General features: G+C 53.3%; 16 protein-coding genes and 4 pseudogenes. 15 read left to right on the forward strand and 5 right to left on the reverse strand.

The features are described 5' to 3' along the window. The first annotated feature begins 35 nt into the window (after positions 1-35). The 5 genes from AC2FNU_RS12730 (at position 36) to AC2FNU_RS12750 (ending at position 6,744) form a co-directional block, all read left to right on the forward strand. Positions 36-650: a TRAP transporter small permease gene (locus AC2FNU_RS12730; protein ID WP_496788738.1), complete on the forward strand. Its 615-nt coding sequence runs from the start codon at positions 36-38 to the stop codon at positions 648-650. Beyond that, positions 647-1,939: a TRAP transporter large permease gene (locus AC2FNU_RS12735; RefSeq protein WP_496788743.1), complete on the forward strand. Its 1,293-nt coding sequence runs from the start codon at positions 647-649 to the stop codon at positions 1,937-1,939. Before AC2FNU_RS12730 ends, AC2FNU_RS12735 begins: the two co-directional genes overlap by 4 nt. Before the next feature lie 11 nt (positions 1,940-1,950). Continuing rightward, entirely contained in the window at positions 1,951-2,229 is a 279-nt protein-coding gene (locus AC2FNU_RS12740) for a hypothetical protein (RefSeq protein ID WP_496788747.1), read from the forward strand. Positions 2,230-3,173: 944 nt separating this feature from the next. Beyond that, positions 3,174-6,062 carry a Tn3 family transposase gene (locus AC2FNU_RS12745; RefSeq protein WP_496788752.1) on the forward strand — a complete coding sequence of 963 codons (2,889 nt, stop codon included), beginning with the start codon at positions 3,174-3,176 and terminating at the stop codon, positions 6,060-6,062. 130 nt (positions 6,063-6,192) lie between these two features. Continuing rightward, positions 6,193-6,744, forward strand: a complete 552-nt coding sequence (locus AC2FNU_RS12750) for a recombinase family protein (protein WP_496788755.1) — start codon at positions 6,193-6,195, stop codon at positions 6,742-6,744. Between the two features lie 95 nt (positions 6,745-6,839). On the opposite strand, the gene AC2FNU_RS12755 is transcribed toward AC2FNU_RS12750, so the two are convergent. Next, the gene (locus AC2FNU_RS12755; protein ID WP_496788757.1) at positions 6,840-7,598 is read right to left on the reverse strand and encodes a sulfite exporter TauE/SafE family protein; all 759 of its coding nucleotides are present in this window, start codon (positions 7,596-7,598) and stop codon (positions 6,840-6,842) included. A gap of 88 nt (positions 7,599-7,686) precedes the next feature. On the opposite strand from AC2FNU_RS12755, the gene AC2FNU_RS12760 reads away from it, so the two are divergent. From AC2FNU_RS12760 to AC2FNU_RS12770, 3 genes are all read left to right on the forward strand, one after another. Further along, entirely contained in the window at positions 7,687-8,550 is an 864-nt protein-coding gene (locus AC2FNU_RS12760) for a LysR family transcriptional regulator (protein ID WP_496788760.1), read from the forward strand. A gap of 324 nt (positions 8,551-8,874) precedes the next feature. Next, positions 8,875-9,402: a hypothetical protein gene (locus AC2FNU_RS12765; protein WP_496788763.1), complete on the forward strand. Its 528-nt coding sequence runs from the start codon at positions 8,875-8,877 to the stop codon at positions 9,400-9,402. Between the two features lie 282 nt (positions 9,403-9,684). Further along, positions 9,685-10,632 (forward strand): Acg family FMN-binding oxidoreductase, encoded by a 948-nt coding sequence (locus AC2FNU_RS12770; RefSeq protein ID WP_496788766.1) that lies wholly within the window; start codon positions 9,685-9,687, stop codon positions 10,630-10,632. A 43-nt stretch (positions 10,633-10,675) separates the two neighbouring features. On the opposite strand, the gene AC2FNU_RS12775 is transcribed toward AC2FNU_RS12770, so the two are convergent. Continuing rightward, entirely contained in the window at positions 10,676-11,455 is a 780-nt protein-coding gene (locus tag AC2FNU_RS12775; protein ID WP_496788770.1) for a hypothetical protein, read from the reverse strand. A gap of 387 nt (positions 11,456-11,842) precedes the next feature. Here AC2FNU_RS12775 and AC2FNU_RS12780 point away from each other — a divergent pair, with 387 nt between their 5' ends. From AC2FNU_RS12780 to AC2FNU_RS12810, 7 genes and pseudogenes are all read left to right on the forward strand, one after another. Continuing rightward, positions 11,843-12,475: a TetR/AcrR family transcriptional regulator gene (locus AC2FNU_RS12780; protein ID WP_496788774.1), complete on the forward strand. Its 633-nt coding sequence runs from the start codon at positions 11,843-11,845 to the stop codon at positions 12,473-12,475. Positions 12,476-12,558: 83 nt separating this feature from the next. Further along, positions 12,559-13,401 (forward strand): CPBP family glutamic-type intramembrane protease, encoded by an 843-nt coding sequence (locus AC2FNU_RS12785; protein ID WP_496788775.1) that lies wholly within the window; start codon positions 12,559-12,561, stop codon positions 13,399-13,401. Then, positions 13,398-14,579, forward strand: a complete 1,182-nt coding sequence (locus AC2FNU_RS12790) for a serine hydrolase domain-containing protein (protein ID WP_496788776.1) — start codon at positions 13,398-13,400, stop codon at positions 14,577-14,579. The genes AC2FNU_RS12785 and AC2FNU_RS12790 overlap by 4 nt, the downstream gene beginning before the upstream one ends. Before the next feature lie 251 nt (positions 14,580-14,830). After that, a pseudogene (locus AC2FNU_RS12795) lies at positions 14,831-15,163 on the forward strand (polyphosphate kinase 2); the annotation flags it as partial. A gap of 8 nt (positions 15,164-15,171) precedes the next feature. Further along, on the forward strand, positions 15,172-15,294 hold the full coding sequence (locus AC2FNU_RS12800) for a hypothetical protein (protein ID WP_496788777.1): 123 nt from the start codon (positions 15,172-15,174) through the stop codon (positions 15,292-15,294). Positions 15,295-15,504: 210 nt separating this feature from the next. Further along, entirely contained in the window at positions 15,505-15,963 is a 459-nt protein-coding gene (locus AC2FNU_RS12805; RefSeq protein WP_496788778.1) for a GNAT family N-acetyltransferase, read from the forward strand. A 282-nt stretch (positions 15,964-16,245) separates the two neighbouring features. Next, a pseudogene (locus AC2FNU_RS12810) lies at positions 16,246-16,673 on the forward strand (IS5 family transposase); the annotation flags it as partial. On the opposite strand, the pseudogene AC2FNU_RS12815 reads toward AC2FNU_RS12810, so the two are convergent. The 3 genes and pseudogenes from AC2FNU_RS12815 to AC2FNU_RS12825 all read right to left on the reverse strand — a co-directional run. Then, positions 16,658-16,836: pseudogene (locus tag AC2FNU_RS12815) on the reverse strand (integrase); the annotation flags it as partial. The pseudogenes AC2FNU_RS12810 and AC2FNU_RS12815 sit on opposite strands and share 16 nt — an antisense overlap. 188 nt (positions 16,837-17,024) lie before the next feature. Then, entirely contained in the window at positions 17,025-17,777 is a 753-nt protein-coding gene (locus AC2FNU_RS12820) for a VOC family protein (protein WP_496788779.1), read from the reverse strand. A gap of 4 nt (positions 17,778-17,781) precedes the next feature. Beyond that, a pseudogene (locus AC2FNU_RS12825) lies at positions 17,782-18,042 on the reverse strand (ribosome small subunit-dependent GTPase A); the annotation flags it as partial.

Here is an 18,042-nt window from a genome sequence, read left to right on the forward strand (position 1 = left end):
TGCTCTCTAAAAAAGAAAAAAGCGGGGGGACAGGCATGTCGATTGAGAAAGATGACATGACGACATATATCGGCGACGACGACGCTGATAAACCGCAGAAAATCACGGACGAACTTCCACCGATCATCGGGTATCCAATGAAAGCCATTGCATTTGTCATGCGGCAAATTGTGATGGCTTGTGGCTTCCTGATGGCTTTCACATTTGGTGCAGTCGTCGTGATCAGATATGGATTTAGCGGCGACTTATTTGCCTATGAGGAATGGCTATTGGCCTTTTCCATCGTGGGCTTCTTCGCCGGAGCGGTTCTGGCATCTGCGCGGAACCTGCACATCAACGCAGACATCCTTGGCATCGTGATTCAAAACCCCCGGCTCATCTGGTGGCGCGGGTTCATTGTGTTGCTAGTTGAGCTTATTGTGATCCTTTTTCTGGTTTGGGCCTGCTATGTATCGCTGCTTGACGACTTCTCGTTCCCACGGTTGAGGTCGACGCCGGTGTTGCGCATTCCATTTGTCACCTGGCGTATCGCGATCATGTGCGCATTTGGCTTCATGGCGATGTTCACCGCGGCATATCTTTATGTGCATATCCGAAAGGGGCTCGGGCTTCCTTTGCGGTCCGAAACCCTTAAAGGAGCCGCGAAATGATTATCGGCGGAAGTCTTATTATTGTCTGCGTGATGCTCTTGCTGGGCGTCAGCGTCTATGTGGCGTTTGGGGCAGTTCTCATCTTTATTGCATTGGTTGGAGATCAGTCCATCACGGGTTACCTACCGACTGGCGCAACCGGGATCCGCTCTTTGGTGCTGTTGGCAATTCCTCTCTTTATGATTGCCGGAGGCATAATGGAAAAAGGCCGGATCGCGGCGCCGCTAGTGGCGCTGGCCGAGATGTTCATCGGTCACATTAAAGGCGGTCTAAACGCGGCATCTGTGCTGGCCTGCGGTATCTTCGGCTCGATCTCGGGCAGTGCGAATGCGACGCTGACTTGCATCGGCGGAATCATGATGCCGCACCTGAAAAAGGCAAATTACCCGAAGGGGCAGTCCGCAGCGCTCATCGTGTCTGCAAGCCCTCTGGGTCTTTTGATCCCACCCAGTTCTTCGCACATCCTTTATGGCTGGGTGGCGCAACAACACGTACTGAAGTGTTTTTTGTCTACGGTCATCCCTGCGATTATCCTGATCACGCTGCTGATCATTACCAACCAGTTTTTGCTGCGGAAGTATGACGACATCCAATTGACAGATCGTCCCAATCCCTTCATGCCTGCGCTTCTGGGTCAAGGCCGTCTGGCCGGGCCTGCGCTTATGATGCCGATCATTATTTTGGGCGGTATTTACGGCGGTATCATGACACCAACCGAGGCCGCTGGCATTGCAGTATGCTATGCGATTCCGGTTGCGATCTACTTCTATCGCGGTCTTACCTGGAAGACCCTGGCGCAGACCATCCAGAACTCAGGCGTGACCATTGGCGTAGTTATGGTCATGATTTTCATGGTTCTGATCGTTTCGGACAACCTGATCTCTCAGGGCGCACCGCAACTGGCGAAGGACATGGTTTACTCTGTTTCGGACAACCCAATCATCATCCTTTTGATGATCAACGTCGTGATGATCTTGATCGGAATGCTGATGGACGACATCTCAGGCCTGCTGTTGGCGACGCCGATCCTGCTGCCGATCGCCCAAAGTGTCGGGGTTGATCCGATTCACTTTGCCGCAATCATCGGCGTAAACCTTGGAATGGCCAACATCACCCCGCCCACAGCACCACTGCTTTATCTTGGGGCTCAGATCTGCGACACGCCGGTGTCTAAGATGCTTTGGCCGACTCTGGTCTTCATAGTGTTCGCTTGGCTGCCAACGCTGATGTTGACCACGTTCATTCCTGAGCTTGCTCTGTGGCTACCGGATCTGCTGCTCAGCCGTTAAGAGGACTGGCCGTGAACATTAAAAAGGCGCCCGAATTCTGGGCGCCTTTTACGTTAGCGGACGGTCGTGTGACCAACCTGTTCCAATTTAATTGCTCTGCATACTTTGGATCAAACGCGGCTGCATTTGACTTACTGAACATACAACCAGGAATGCAGACCGATCAGCGACGCGGTTACAACGACCAAGCTCAAGAGGCTGATCGCGTCTCTATATTCTTTTGCCATTGCCTTGATCCTATTCAGGAGCTTCATTTACTCGGCGTACTTATGGGGCCATTCTCGTTCTGACTACCAAGAATTCTCGCATACTCGCTTTGCAAATACTGCATACCAGGGCTGTTTCGCAAACTATTGAAGAGGTTGTAATCGACCTCTCACGTGCCAAGCTTTTCATGGCAGCTGATCCCTTTGGAAGTTTACTTCAGGCCCCACACAGTTACCAGCCTGACAACCTTGAGCGAACTCGCCTTTTTCACCCACAGAAAAACCGATGGAAGCTGTCGCAGCCAATGGGCCACCTTCGAACGGTCGAAGAAGTCCGGGGGGAGTTGTCTTTATTCGGATGATTCACGATAGCCGCCCTCATCGTGTCAAGGCGGCATTACTTCACAGGTGGCAAACAATCGTAAGTGAGACTGACGATGATTTAGCTACCGCCGATCTTCGTCTGGTTTGCGCTTGTCGGGTTCAAGTCACCGTCCCTCTCTATTTCCGTTGAGATCGCGTATTTCGCCATAGCGCCTTTTGGACTGAAGGATCGTAACTGCACGGCAAAGGATGCTTGTTTCCATTTTGGAAGCGTTCACATAACCATGAATGTCGATGCCTTCGTTAGGAGCCTTGATCTAGCCCGACCAGACGACACTCGCTAAGCTATGCCCATGTTTAGAAACTCAGCCTCGGTAAGCCACGCAATCAAATCTTCGAAAAGACTATCGGAGAACCGAAGCAAGCCACCTTTTTGACATCGAAGATTGCCTTAGGGCATTCAAAAGCAAGGTAATGGCAGTCTAAGCATCAAATAGCACAACATTTTGGAACACTGGCAGCGCAGGCAAAAGCCAATTGCGACATAACTTACCACGGTGCCGATGTCGGCTTTTCAAGTTGGCCCAAGGGGCTCGAACGTGAAAAAGTGGCCAGAATTCAGAACATTTGTGAACGATTTATGTTGCGCTAATCACGAAAACCCGTAGCCATTTGCTTTCATGCAGTATTTTGGAGTTGGGTAGATGGATGCCAGCGCGGCACGCGAATGGAGCTTGTCCTTTCAGGATATGGATTTTCTATCGTCGCTGCCCCGGTCTGTTTGCCTTGAGGTCGCACTACAGATTTGCAGCGTTCGCTGCGCAGGTAGATTTGTCGAAGACTGGACCAATGTCGACGACACTACAGTCGGCTATGTCGCCTCCCAACTCGACATGCAGGCTGTTCGCCCCCTTCGGTCCTTTTCTGACCGGACTGCCCGCCGCTATCGGCTGGAGATAGCCAAGCACCTTGGTCTTTCCCGAACACAAGCGAACCATCGCGCTGAGCTCAAAATTTGGTTGCGTGATGTGATTTGCCCAAATGGTGGCTCAATAGGCGACATGCTTGACCAATGCTATCGCTGGTTTCGGGAAAGATGCTTGCTCCCGCCAGCCGAAGGCATCCTGGCGAGTTCCATTCGAACCGCACGGATTGCATTTGTAGATGGTCTATTAGCTGGTATCGCGAAGGCGCTGTCACCAAATGCGTCGGAGGCTTTTGAGGCCGGCCTTACCGATCCGCGTGGCGGTCACGGGTTTCAGCGTTTGAAAGACGATGTTGGCGCCGCAACGCTGGAAAGCGTGTTGGATGCTGCTGACCGGCTTGCCTTTATTCAAGGTCTCGACTTGCCGTTTGATATGATGTCCAGCGTTGATCCGTCATGGATCAAGATTCTGGTGCGCCGGGTTGAGGGAGAGACTGCCTCTGAGATGCGGCGGCATAAACGCGAAAAACGCCTTGGATTACTGGCTATCTATTTAATGTCGCGCAGAGCAAAGCTAATTGATGGACTGGTGGACTTGCTGATTGAAGTCGTGCACCGCATCGGCACGAAATCCCGGCGGAAGGTGATCGGCAAGATTGCCGCTGACATCGAGAAAGTCCACGGAAAGGAACGGTTGTTGGTGGATATTGCGACCGCCTCGATGATGGCACCGAACGGAAAGGTTTCGGATGTGATCTTTCCTATCGCGGGCGCGGCCAAGTTAAAGGCCATCATAGACGAACATCGTGCCAAAGGCACATTGGATGTCCGGATTCAAACCGTGATGCGGGGATCGTACGCCAGCCATTATCGCCGGATGCTGCCCTCTCTTTTGTCGGTTTTGAAGTTCCGTTCAAACAATGAGACCTGGCGACCGATCCTGAACGCCCTGTCTCTGATCACCCGCCTGAATGAAGAGGGGCGGCGCTACGCTCCGTCATCCCTGGCCCCGGACGATTCAATCCCACGCAAGTGGCGGGGAACTGTAATTGATGAGCGGGGGCGTCTGAATGTCATTTCTTATGAACTCTGTGTTCTGGCCCAATTGAGGGACCGCATCCGGGCCAAGGAAATCTGGATTGAAGGTGCAGATCGTTTTCGCAATCCAGACGATGACCTGCCCAGAGATTTTCCCGAGAAACGGGGCGCCTACTATACTGGATTGAAGCTCACCCAGGACGCGCAGGAATTTTCCCGGTCTGTGCGAGAGCAGCTGGGGCATGAATTGTTCCAGTTAAATGCGACGTTGCGCGCCAACAACAAGGTTCGGTTGCGATGGTCCGGTGAGAACCGGATCTGCATTACGCCCTATGTTCCCGCTCCCGAACCCAAAGGGCTTCTCAGCCTGAAGTCGGAGATTGGCAAACGGTGGCCAATGACGGGACTACTGGATACGTTGAAAGAAACCGCGCTGGCCACCGGCTTTCTTGATGCTTTTGAAACCTCGGCCAGCCGCGAAGCCCTGCCGCGTTGCCTCCGAGATCAGCGGCTTCTTCTTTGTCTATATGGCCTGGGTACAAATGCTGGCCTGAAGCGCATCGCCGCTGGAGTGCCGGGGATCAGTTATGACGAACTTAAGCACATTCGCCGCCGTTACATCGACCCAGCCTCTCTTCGAGCCGCGGCCGCTCGCGTAGCAAATTCCACTCTGGCCGTTCGAAACCCAGAAATATGGGGCGATGCGGGAACAGCCTGTGCGGCGGATTCTACCAAATTCGGAGCCTGGGACCGGAACCTGATGACTGAATGGCATGCCCGCTATGGTGGGCGCGGTGTCATGATTTACTGGCATGTCGAACGCCAGGCGACCTGCGTTTATTCTCAACTGAAGCGCTGCTCTTCATCCGAAGTGGCGGCAATGATTGAGGGTGTTCTGCGGCACTGCACCGACATGGAAATCCAACGCCAGTATGTGGACAGTCATGGTCAGAGCGCGATTGGATTCGCTTTCTGCCATCTGCTGGGATTTGATTTGGCTCCCCGCCTAAAAGCCATCGCGCGACAGAAACTGGCGTTGCCAAATTCCGGGATGAGAGGGCAGTTGCCAAACCTTCTGCCGATCCTGTCCGGAACCATCGACTGGGCTGAAATCGAACAGCAGTACGATGAGATGGTCAAATACGCTGCGGCCATGCAACATGGTACAGCAGAGCCGGAAGCGATCCTGCGCCGGTTTGCCCGCGCCGATGTGATGCATCCAACCTACAAGGCGCTCGCTGAACTGGGCCGCGCTATCAAGACGATCTTCCTGTGTCGCTACCTACGATCTGAAGATTTTCGCCGGGAGATCCATGAAGGGTTGAATGTGGTCGAGAATTGGAACAGTGCCAATGGTTTCGTATTCTTCGGCAAAGGCGGCGAGATTTCCAGCAACCGGATTTCCGATCAGGAAATCTCCGCTCACGCCCTTCATCTGCTTCAGGCATCACTGGTCTATGTGAACACACGCATGGTGCAGTCGGTATTGGCCGGGCCCACTTGGGCGGATCATCTATCCGAGCGTGATTATCGCGGACTATCCCCGCTAATCTATTCCCACATCAATCCTTATGGCCGGTTCGATGTCGATCTGGGCAAGCGGATCGATTTTGAAGCGATGGCCGCATGATTATGTCGTCACATATGGGTACACCCGCAAGAGACAAACTGATGTTACAGAGAGAAATGTCACATATGAGTAGTTAACTACACATTGTTACAGTATCAGAGTGATAACCACCCTAATGTGACAAGTTCCCATGCCACGTATCGGATATGCCCGCGTCAGCTCATCAAGCCAGGATCTCGACATTCAGAAAGCCAAGCTGAAAGCTGCGGACTGTGAGGTCATCCGCTCGGAAACGGTTTCCGGCGCGTCTCGTGATGACCGATCCGAACTGGAGACGGTGATGGAATTCTTACGGGAAGGCGACGAGTTGGTCGTTCACCGCCTCGACCGCCTTGGCCGGTCCACCCGCGATGTGCTGAACCTGGTCCATGAACTGGATGCCAAAGGCGCATCTTTGCGGGTGCTTGAACCGGAAGTCACCACCGCCGGCGACATGGGCCGAATGGTAATAACTGTGCTCGGAATGGTGGCCGACATGGAGCTGAAGTTTATCCGCGGCCGGCAGCGAGCTGGAATCGAAGCCGCCAAGGGCAAAGGTGTTTATAAGGGGAGGCAGAAATCCGTGGACGATGAGGAAATCCGACGATTGGCGCGCGAGGGCGTCGCAAAGGCCCAGATCGCCCGTGATCTAGGGATTTCAAGGATGACGGTCTATCGGGCGCTCGCTGATGCCGAAAGCTGAAGCCGCCGTTCGTTCGGGGCGCGGCGGATTCAACCAACGAGCCCATTGTGACCGATGCTGCGGTTAAAACGAAGGTCCGCTTCCACATTGCACGTCTACAAGAAGAGCGCTGATCCACCATCAAACAATAGCTTGGCCGCCGTTAGGGTCAGGAAGCCGTAAACCGCTCTCACGAAGATTGTTTGGTCAACGAAACTGTGCAGGCGCATTCCCAAAGCGACTCCGACAAAGAGAAGCGGGGCAAGGGCCGCACTTGACTGAAGACTGGCGGAAGAGAGAGTGCCGGTGGCGCCGTAGGCGAGTGTCTTCAGGAAATTCAGAGAAAAGAAGAAAATCGTATTTGTCCCTACAAACCATGATTTCTCCAGCCTTTGCCGAAGCAAGTACCCTTTTACGGGCGGGCCGCCGGCGTGGGCGATGAAACTGGAAAACCCTGAAAGCATGCCCAATCCCCAAACGATTGGCGTCGGGGTCGTCCCGGTACGGCTTCGATTTAGCTGGGAGATGAAGAACTGCACGACAAAGAAGGCGGCAAGCAGCCCGATGAGAAGCCGAACGGTGTCTGCCTCCACATGTTGGAATGTCATGCTTCCGATGACAAGGCCGATCAATGCGGCGGGAAGCAGAGTTAAGATAATCCTTCGGTCCCATGTTTGGCGATAGCGCCAGACAATAAGGACGTCCATCGCCAGCAAGATTGGCATCATCACTGCGGCCGCGAATTGTGGTGTTACAAAGAGTGACATCATCGGAACAGCCATGACCCCCAAGCCTCCTCCGAACCCGCTTTTCGAAAGCCCTGTAAGCAGAACTGAAATTGCCGCGACGCAATAAAATGCGAGTGTATGATCCATGTCTTCCCAAGAGTGGTGGTCTCGATTAATGGACTACCTCACCGAAAAAAATCTTGGAAATGATTTAATTCGGCTTTATAAATCGCAAATGAAGATTTCATTTGACCTAAACGCCTTGCAGAGTTTTGTCATGGTGGCCGACGAACTCAACTTCACCGCAGTCGCCGAAAAGCGGCACACGGTGCAATCCGCCATCAGCGCGCAGATCAAGAAGCTGGAGGCGACACTGGGCCAGAGGCTGGTATCGCGTGGTCGCGGGCAGAATATGTGCTTGACCCCAGAAGGAGAGGCGTTTCTCGTCTATGCACGCCGTATCCTGTCGCTATCCGAAGAAGCTGTTGAAACCGTGCAGACGGCAAATGCACGTCAGATCCTTCGACTCGGTACAACTGTCACTCTGGCCATGTCCATCGTTGTTGAAGTCCTCAGAGCGTTTTCTTCTCAAAGGCCGGACGTTCAGATTCAGATTCAATGCGACCGCAGCGATCGGCTTTTGCAACGGCTTGAGGAGGGCGAGATTGACGTGGCCTTCATGATGGATCAGGGCCGTCACAGGCAACGCAGATTTGTCCATTCGATGGGGTTGAGCTGGGTTTCTTCACCCTGTTTCAAATTGCCTGAGAACGCGCCGATCCCCTTGGCGTTCCTTACCGATGGTCGCGACTTGAGGCGCTATGCACTAAGGGCTCTGGATATGGCAGAGTTAAGTGGGCGCGTGTCCCATCTAAGCCCGCATCCCGTAGGTGTCAGGTCTCTTGTGCAGGCTGGATTGGCCTTAACAGTCATGCCCTCCCGCACAATAGTGCCACCCTTGATCCCGGCTGCGGATGAGATGGAACTTCCCATGCTTTCGCCAATTGCACTTTCCGCTTACCAGGGTCTACGCGATGGTTCCAATGGAGAAGAACTGTTGATCCGGCTACTCGAAGGGGCTTGCCGAGAAGATCAATAGCAGCCGTTTGTGCAGCCACAACAAAAGTTCACTTTGTCCCGCGTCTTTCCAGTTCAAGCAGTGCGCAGCGAATGGCTGCGGCTTCAAGCGTTCACAAATGTTCTAGATTTTGGCCACTTTTACAGCTTCGGGCCCCTTGGGACTTGTAACAAAGAACCGCCAAGGATGTGTGGAACAACCATGAAAGCCATCGTCGTCGGTTTTTGAAGAGGTCCTTTTGAGCAAACTCATTAAGTGTCCGTGAGGTAATCTCGGCTGATACCGAACCAGCAGTGTCAACGCCGTTCAAAACAATGAAAAATGCTGTTAGAGAGAGCATTGCGAATGGTTGATCGAATAATTGGGTATGTATCCACTGGTGCGGCGCTCGCGGCAGTGATGTTTGCAGCCAGTATGCTCGACGGATTGGCAGGCGCACCGCGGTACTTCTACGAGTACTATGCTTTAGCGGCGTTTGTTGGGGCGAGCCTAATTCACCTCGCATTTGCCCATCAAAGCGATAACTGGCGCGTGGGTACGGGTGTTGTGTTGTTTTCGGTCGCCTTCTCCTACGGCATCACCATTTTGCTGATAGATCAACCCTATCGAGCGGTTGCAATTGCATCCGGCGCCGGTGTGGCCGCCATGGTTGTTCCTTCAATCAGAAAGCTACACGTTCGCTCACCAAGCTACATTCGGGGTGTGGCTGCTATCGGTATCGTTTTTGCACTGTTCGTGGCGTATATGTCGTACCGGTTTCTGGTGTATATGCCACAGAACTCAAGCGCAGAGTGGCAGTTCATTGCCCTCGCCATTTGTTTGCTCACCTTATCCGGCGTCTGGCCCTTAGGACGCATCGTTTCAAATTTTTAACCGATCTGCGGCATAAACCTGAGCTGAAGCTCAAAACGATCAGTGGAGGCCCCACAAAGGACCGCACGTACTGACCAAGCCTTAAATGTTTGTTTCCCGGTGCACTCAATTGATCAGCGCTTTTCGATGTCGCATTCGAGAGTTTGGACAACCAGCCCGCCATGTCTTCGCCTTTTGTGGAATCCTGTCGCTACTTGTCAGAGATCAAGGGAACGTTGTCGAGCAACCGATAAACCAACCGTCGAGTCACACAACGATCCCTTTCGCAGATGAGGAATAACGATGCCCGGCGCATCAGAAATTGAAGCCTTCGTTCGGAAGGCGATACTCGCGCCATCTAGCCACAATACACAACCTTGGATGTTTCAGATCAGGGACAACGGGGTCAGACTGTTTGCAGACAGAACCCGGGCTCTGCCGGTCAACGATCCAGATGATCGAGAGTTGGTCATCAGTTGCGGCTGCGCTTTGATGAACTTGCGGTCGACAGCGGGAGCTGCGGGATATGGCTGCAGCGTGACGATCGAGCCAGACAGTGAGGACAACGACCTTCTGGTCGAGGTGGCCTTTGACGCAAACCCCGATGAGCCGCTTTCAGATCTGGCATCCGCCATTGAGAGACGGCGTACCTTTCGCACACGCTTTGAGGAAACTTCGGTCCCAACTGAACTTTTGACTGAACTACAATCCGCCGCCCACATCGAGAACTCGGCGCTTCGGTTTGTATCAGACTCGCGAGATCGTAAAACTGTTGCTCAGTGTGTCGCCAAAGCTGACTCAATTCAGTGGTCTGACCCAAGCTGGCGGCGCGAGCTGGCAATGTGGATGCATCCGCGCCGCCAAGGCGATGGGCTCGCCTTGAATGAGCTTGCCGCCCCAATTGCGAGGATGATTGTGCGACGGTTTGATTTGGGAAGTGGAATTGCAGCAAAGGATCATGAGTTGGCCGATCACGCGCCACTTATCGTCATACTCACAACGCAAGGAGACGCAGTTCGAGATTGGCTTTGGGCGGGTCAAGCACTGCAACGTGTATTGCTCACGGCAGCCAAGGCCGGGTTCCAGGCAGGATACCTGAACCAACCGATTGAAGTGCCTGAATGTCGAATTCAACTCACTGACGCATTGAAGTTAGACGGCCTTCCTCAGATCCTGATGCGGATGGGGAAGCCTAGGGAACAAGTAATCAAGGCCATCCGTCGACCGTTGCGGGACGTCGTTTTAAAGTAGATGCCACCATATGCAATTGCCAAGCTCGTTTAAAAAACTGCGCTCAAAATCGATATCGCACCAGCGCTCCGAATATAGGTGCCGCGTCAAAGTCTGAACTGTAGATCTCGTCTCCTTGGTTGTTTTCAACGGAGAATTCGCCGCCCAAAGCAACCCCGGCGAAGCCTGATAGTGTGAACCGCTCTGTGGGAGACCAGCTCGTTGTCAAAACCAGTGGCACAGACCGATCTATTCCGACACCGTCCGGTACGGAACTGTCATCGGCAAGCCGGAACTCGAACTCCTCATACCGGGCCTCAATACCAAGCTCCCACCTATCTGACATCTGGTAAGCCAGTCGGAGGCCCGGCCCGCGACTCGCCGCAAATCCCGAACCCGTGCTGAATGTCAGCCTTTCGGTTAGTTCCCAATCGATCAACAGAAATGGAAAGGCGATTGTTCCGTCATTCAGGCTGGACTGAAGCCCGAAGGCCGGGCCGATGGTCAGGGTTGGCGAGACCTCCCATGCAATCCCGGCAAGAATACCATAAGTCAAACTGTCTCCAGTGTCGGCGCCACTCTCTGCCGCGTAGCTGATTTGCGGAACAGCGAGTATTCGCGCCCCACTGTCCAGAACAACGCGCATTGGAAAGGCAAGACTGGCTTCATTGACATCTGTATCGCCCAGCACTGAAAACCCGGATCCAAAGGAATAGCGGGTCTGGCCGACACCGAGTTCAAACCCCATGGAAAAATTTTCGGATTTGGCGATGCTGAACCCACCTTGAGCATAATCTCGTGACCACTCGATGCTACCGCCGCTGTCCAGATCTGTGTCCGACATTCCTAGGTATGCAATCGCCACATCGCCCGACACCCGTAACGTGGCTGCTGTTTGGGCACTCCCCGGAGCTCCAATGAAGAGTGCAAAACATGCTGGCGCTATACGCAGGTTGAAACGGTGCCTCACATCAAATCCTTTCTTTGGATCGTTCGACTTATCCTTCATTTCGAAATATGACTGACGGTCAGTCGAGTCAATGCGAAATTTGTTCTTTAATGATGAGCGAGCTACCGTTCTGCTGAGAAAATCGTGTTAATACGTTAAAATCACGCGAAAAACATAAAGCCATGTGCCTGCTGCGCCGTCAGGATCATGACGAACTGAGTAAGTTCAATGTCATTGACCGACGGTCAGTCATAAGCTATCAACCCTGACAAGGAGACTATTGTGGCCCGTATAACCAAGACACGCAGTGAACGGAGATCCGAAATCATCGAAACAGCCAACCGGCTGTTTCGTGAGGTCGGCTATTCAAAATGCTCAGTGGAGATGATCATTCAGGAAATTGGTGTCGCGAAAGGTACCTTTTATTACTATTTCAAATCCAAACCCGAGATCTTGGAGGCCGTCGTCGAGCAGACCTTGTCCGAGATCATCGATCTGGCCAAAGCCGTCGCTGACGACCCTGAGCTCAGCGCGATGCAGAAGATGGAAGCACTGTTGTCCCGCAGCCATATCGGGGATGATACCTCGCTTGAAGTGGCTGAGATGCTTCATCTACCCGAGAACCGTGAGTTACATGAACTGACCAATGTGCAGACCGTTCTGCGCCTCTCTCCTATTCTGGCAAAGATCGCCGAGCAAGGAAATCGAGAAGGCGTATTCTCCGTCGAGGACCCGCTGGAGACAATCCAATTCCTGTTCACAGGGGCACAGTTTTTAACTGATGGAGACCTGTTCGGGTTCTCCGAACCCGAACTGCGAAAGCGGCGGCAAGTTGTCCAGGCCATCATCGAAAAGACCCTCGGAGCTCCCCCGAACAGTTTCCGTTTTATGAACCCAGTCCAAGTGGTGAAATAAAGCATGCCTCTTTGAACCGGGATATCGGGCCCTTGGGGGCCGCACCGGCCCGTTGGAACTTCCCGGATAGAAGGAGAGATGTATTGGCAACCCTTACCGCCCCAGGACCAACGCCTACTGTCCCCACACGAGCGTTAACAGGATTCTTCATTCTGACCTTTGCCATCACCTGGGGTGTGGTTGGGATTTATATCATTGTACCCGAATGGGCGGCGAACCAGTTTGGCGCCCTGAGCGGCGCGCACCCGTTCTTTTTTCTCGCGACATGGGCACCAGCACTCTCCGCACTTGTGTGGGTGTTTGCCTTTGCAGGCGTACGAGGATTGAAGCTGTTCTTGTCCCGGCTTCTCCTCTGGCGTGGTTCATCGCTTTGGGCCGGTTTCGTCTTGATCGGCGTCCCTGTGGTGTTTGCCATGGGATCGCTGATCAAGGGGGGTCCGATTCTGACCCCTATCCCGCCGGGAGAGGCAGGGTCCATGATTGTCCTGATGATGCTGATGTTGTTCCTCGGACCGGTGGAAGAGATTGGCTGGCGTGGTTTTGCGCAACCCATTTTGCAACGGCGCGTGGCGCCCCTATGGGCCGGAGCAATCATTGGCGCTATTTGGGGTCTTTGGCACTTGCCAGCCTTCTTCTTGTCGGGTGTTGTGTTTGAAAGCTGGGATTTTCTGCCATTTTTTCTTGGCAACATCACGTTGGGGATATTGATCACACCGCTGTTCAACGCAGCGCGCGGCAGTTTGCTCTGGCCCATGTTGTTTCACTGGCAGTTGATCAACCCGTTCTGGCCTGACGCCCAACCTTATGACACCTACATTCTGATTGCCGTAACCTGCGTCGTCGTGTTCTGGAACCGGCAGACAATGCTGTCTCGTTCAGGCTCTGTCACACAGGTGATACCCTTTGATCGAGAGCGACAAATATGACCCGTGTGTTTGTTCTTATCGGACTGGCGTTCTATCTCTTTGTCAGTCCAATCGTTTTGGCTCAGACCAATCCGAGTGATCTGGATTCCAGATTGAAGCACGTTCTAGCCACATTTCGCAGCCAATTCGGCTTTCCGGGAGCTACAGCCGCCTATGCCCTAGCTGACGGTACAACAGGCTCAGTTGCTGTAGGCTTTGCTGATGTGGAGTTTGAGAAGCCAATGACCCCGGACAGTAAGATGCTCGCCGCAAGCATCGGGAAGACGATTTGGGGGGCTTTGTTTCTATCTTTGGAAAGTGAAGGACTTCTCAACCGTAATGATCCTGTATCCAGTTATCTGGGCCATTTACCCTGGTATGATCGCGTACCGAATGCACACGACATTACGCTTGGGCATCTACTGACCCACAGCGCAGGTCTACCCGACCATGTCCATATGGACGGATTCTCTGAACATCTGATTGCGATGAGCCGTTCTGGGGACGCATCGCCAGAACAGGTGATTGCGTTCATTCTGGACACAGAGCCCCTCTTCGCCCCCGGTACGGCATGGTCTTATGGTGACACAGGTTATTTGTTACTCGGGTTGGTAATCGAAACAGCCTCCGGAGTTGACGTTTTTACCCTTGCGCAAGATAGGCTTTTGACTCCGCTGGACCTAACCGGGATCAGCCCGTCAAACAGCCCAAATATCCATGGTCTTGCAGCGGGCTATACCGAAGAGATGAACTCGTTCGGGCTACCGCCACGCACAACGGACGAAAACGGAGTTCTGCTGTGGGATCCCGCAATCGAATGGACGGGTGGAGGATTCGCTACCACTTCACTCGACCTTGCGCGGTGGGGACACGCTCTGTTCACGGAGCAAGCATTAGATGCGCCTTACTTGGATCAGCTACTCGCAGCGGTTCCTGTCGATCCAGACATGCCCGGTATCTTCTACGGCAGCGGGATCGCGATTTACGCCGCCACATCTCTGGGTCCTGTCTATGGTCACGGAGGCTGGGTCCCTGGATACGTCTCAAGCTTGCGGCACTATTCGCAATACGGGATTACGGTGGCGTTCCAAATCAACTCGGACGTTGCGGCGGTTGATGATAGCGATGACTTTGTGAGCCGTCTTGAAACAGCTCTAGCCGAAGCGTTGATCGAAGAAATGGCGGCGACGGAGAACTGAAAATAGACCGAAGGTCAGCATTGAAAGGCTCGATGATGCTGGACCCTACTTGATTGAGGGAACGTTCTAAGGTCTGCCTGAATATTGTCTCTCATAGCTGCGATCCGGCTGAAGCATCGGATTGCTGTTTCGACGGGTCACAATGGATGACCACAAAGAAATGGTTTGTGACGGTTCGTTGACCCTGATCAAAGCGCTTGAAACCGGAATCTGCTAGTGCCCTCGCAAGCATAGGGACAGGAGATGAAAGCATGGGAATGGCGACGGCCAATAGCGTCAAACTAGACGCAAACAGTTCGGTGGCATCAGACAAAGCAAAGCTGGTTGTGAATGGGATACAGTCGAGCCCGAGCCCTGAAAAGGTTCGCCACGCCTTCGAAACCGGTGAATACCCGTATCGAAAGAAAATGGCCCGACGCTTATACGAGGCCGAGAAAGCTAAGCTCCAGGCAGAACTGCTCAAAGTCCAGATTTGGGCGCAGCAGACCGGACAGAAATTCGCATTGCTCTTTGAAGGACGTGATGCGGCCGGTAAAGGCGGCACGATTAAGCGTTTCATGGAACACTTGAACCCGAGAGCAGCTCCAGGGTGATGCCTGAGTTTGGCGGTGCGATGGCAGAAGACCTTGTCCCAGTCAAAATCGACGGCGTTCTAACTCCGACGCCGCGAGAGCTTGCCGGACTGCTGTTCTATCTTGAAAGCATCCAACGATAGAACAAAAATCGATTCACATTTGGACAGTATCGAAATAGAGGCCAGTATGGCCCTAACCGGTCATTGTGCTTTACCAACTGATACGACGACGTGGCTCATCGAACATGCCAATCGTTGCGCGTTAAAAATCAGGGACTAGCTGAACTCACATAGCTCGGGACCAAAGACGCCGTTCGATGCAGACAATCAACAACCCAAGGGAGGCGGTTCATGTTCGGTAAGTTGAACTGTGAGTTTCGTCTGGCAGAGCCATCGGATGCTGAGGCCTGTTCCCAGATTATTCAAGATTGGGGTGCTGAAACACCGTGGATGGTCCCCCTAGATAACCTTGCTCCTATGACGGAATTTTGGTGCAGCATATTCGATGAGGAGATCGGCTGGGTAGCACACAAAGATGGACAAATCTTGGGGTTTTGTGCCCGTACCGAGCGAAACACTACTGGGCTCTACGTCGCTAAGTACGCCCGCAGCAATGGCTTAGGCAAGGCTTTGCTAGATCTCGCCAAGAGGGATCGACAGTGGATCACAGTATGGTCGTATGAAAAAAATGAAGATGCTCGACGGTTTTATCGCCGTGAGGGGCTCGTCGAAATTGGTCGCGAGATGGAAGTGTTTGACGATGGATCAAGCCTAATGGACGTTGAGCACAGGTGGACCAGGACCGATTAAGCATCGGTCACTTTCGAGGCACGAGCAGACCTCAATGCTGTCTCGACATCAGAGTCTGGTCTTCTCTAAGACATTGAGTGAAAGTCCAATGATGTTGTTCCTCAAAGTCGGTTTGAGTTTAAAGAAGAGACCCGTGCGATAGTGTTCTAAGACAGCGTGTTCTGGATTGGGCATTCCAGCGTTTGGCCGGAAGCCCCTTTACGTACAAGATTCTGGACCCAGTAAATTTGTTGCCGCAGTCTCGGTTGCATGATTCAAGCCCCTGAGTTTCAGAGTTGTATCGTGAGCAATCTATTCTGGCTGACTGACGAACAGATGGAGAGCCTTCAGCCTTACTTTCCGAAGAGCCGTGGCAAGCCGATGGTTGACTACCGACGTGCTCTAAGTGGAATTATTTTCATTAATCGCAATGGGTTGCGGTGGCCTGATGCGCCTCGTGAATATGGGCCGCCAAAGACGCTGTACAATCTCTGGAAACGATGGAGCGATATGGGGGTGTTCGCTCGGATCATGAACGGACTGGCTGCCGAACGCACGATTCATAAGACGAAATTGATTGACGCAACGTATCTCAAGGCGCACCGCACGGCCTCCAGCCTGCGGTTGAAAAAAGGGAGCGCGGCAGGCTGATCGAGCGTACCAAGGGTGGCATGGATACGAAACTGCACGCTGTTACTGACAGCCTCGGTCGCCCCATCCGCTTCTTCATTGCCATATTGAACAGCGCGAGGTCGCGATGGTTCTCGGCCAGTTCAAGTCGAACTCGGATCGCCAGACGTGCTTTGGCTTCAGCGGTCGTTTCTGGCCAACGATACGTCCTTTGTTCCAAGCTGGGCGAAGCGCGCGAATGGCTGATAGGTTTGGTGTTTCCATGACTGCTTCGCCAATCCGCCATGCCCTCCTAAAGCGACAACCCAACGTTGACGTGGCACCATATCAGAGGATTGCTGCGCTGCCTCCGAGTTCTGCAGAAAGTCCAAAATACAGGATGCTGCAAAGCGGACAAATGTCCACTTTGCATCTCCAAAAAAAGAAGCTGGGCGCTGACGGAAAGTGTTTGTCTACCCGACTTCGAGCGCAAACAAAGCGTAGTCTGGATCGCAAATAACAACGCCATGGGCTCGAACAGTTTTATGTGCCTTCGGAGACATCAGACGCGCACCATTGGCCTCCGCAAATCTACTCGCATCAGCGACGGAAGCAACCTTGATGCTCGGCACCCAAGCCGCGTTTGTGCTTCGTGGCCAAGTTGAGGCATATCGAACGGCAACAACTTCGCCCGAAGGCCCGGCGAACGAGACGCATCCCGGCGCGCATCCCGTAGAGACTTGCCATTCGAAAAGCTCAGCATAAAACGCTTCCGGAAACTCACTATCGTTGCTGACATAGACTTCAGGCCCGAACTGTCGGCGCGGCACAGGGAAGTTGTGCCGTGATAGGGAAAGTCCGAATAGCACGCCGAGCGGATCGCGGACGAGCGCATTGCGACCGACGCCAGGAACCTCGAATGGCTCTCGAACAATTTTACCTCCGAGCGTATCGACTCGCTTCAAGGCGACATCGGCGTCGGGGACTTCAATGTAGGCGATCCAACCATTTTCATAGTCTGGAGGTGTCTCGGCGAAACCAGCGCCCGCTTCGTCAACACATAGCGCAAGGACGAAATCTTTCTCACCGCCGCCCCAAGCAAAGTCTGTCGCCCGCTCTACTTGGTAGGTCCAGCCGGCGATGCGCTGGTAGAAATCCATCGAACGCTTTCTGTCCGAGGTAAAAAGGTCGTGCCACACGACCTGCCCGGCTTTTGACTGCGTCATCGTCTTACCTCCTGACATCTTTGTGTTTCTTGACGCCGCGAACCATCTTCCCGAACGCCTTGTCTCGCGACCTGCGTTCCGCAAGGCTGGCCGAGTTGAAGGCATCTTCGGCCAAGAGTTTACGCCATCTCCCTAGCCGAACAGCATCGAGGTCACCTTGTTCAACGGCCTTCAATACAGAGCATCCCGGCTCGGTCTCGTGCTGGCAGTCGTTAAAGCGACAACCTGCGGCAAGCTCCTGAATGTCGGCAAAAAGGTCATTGAT

This window comes from Ruegeria sp. BHSB064, from assembly GCF_059613205.1.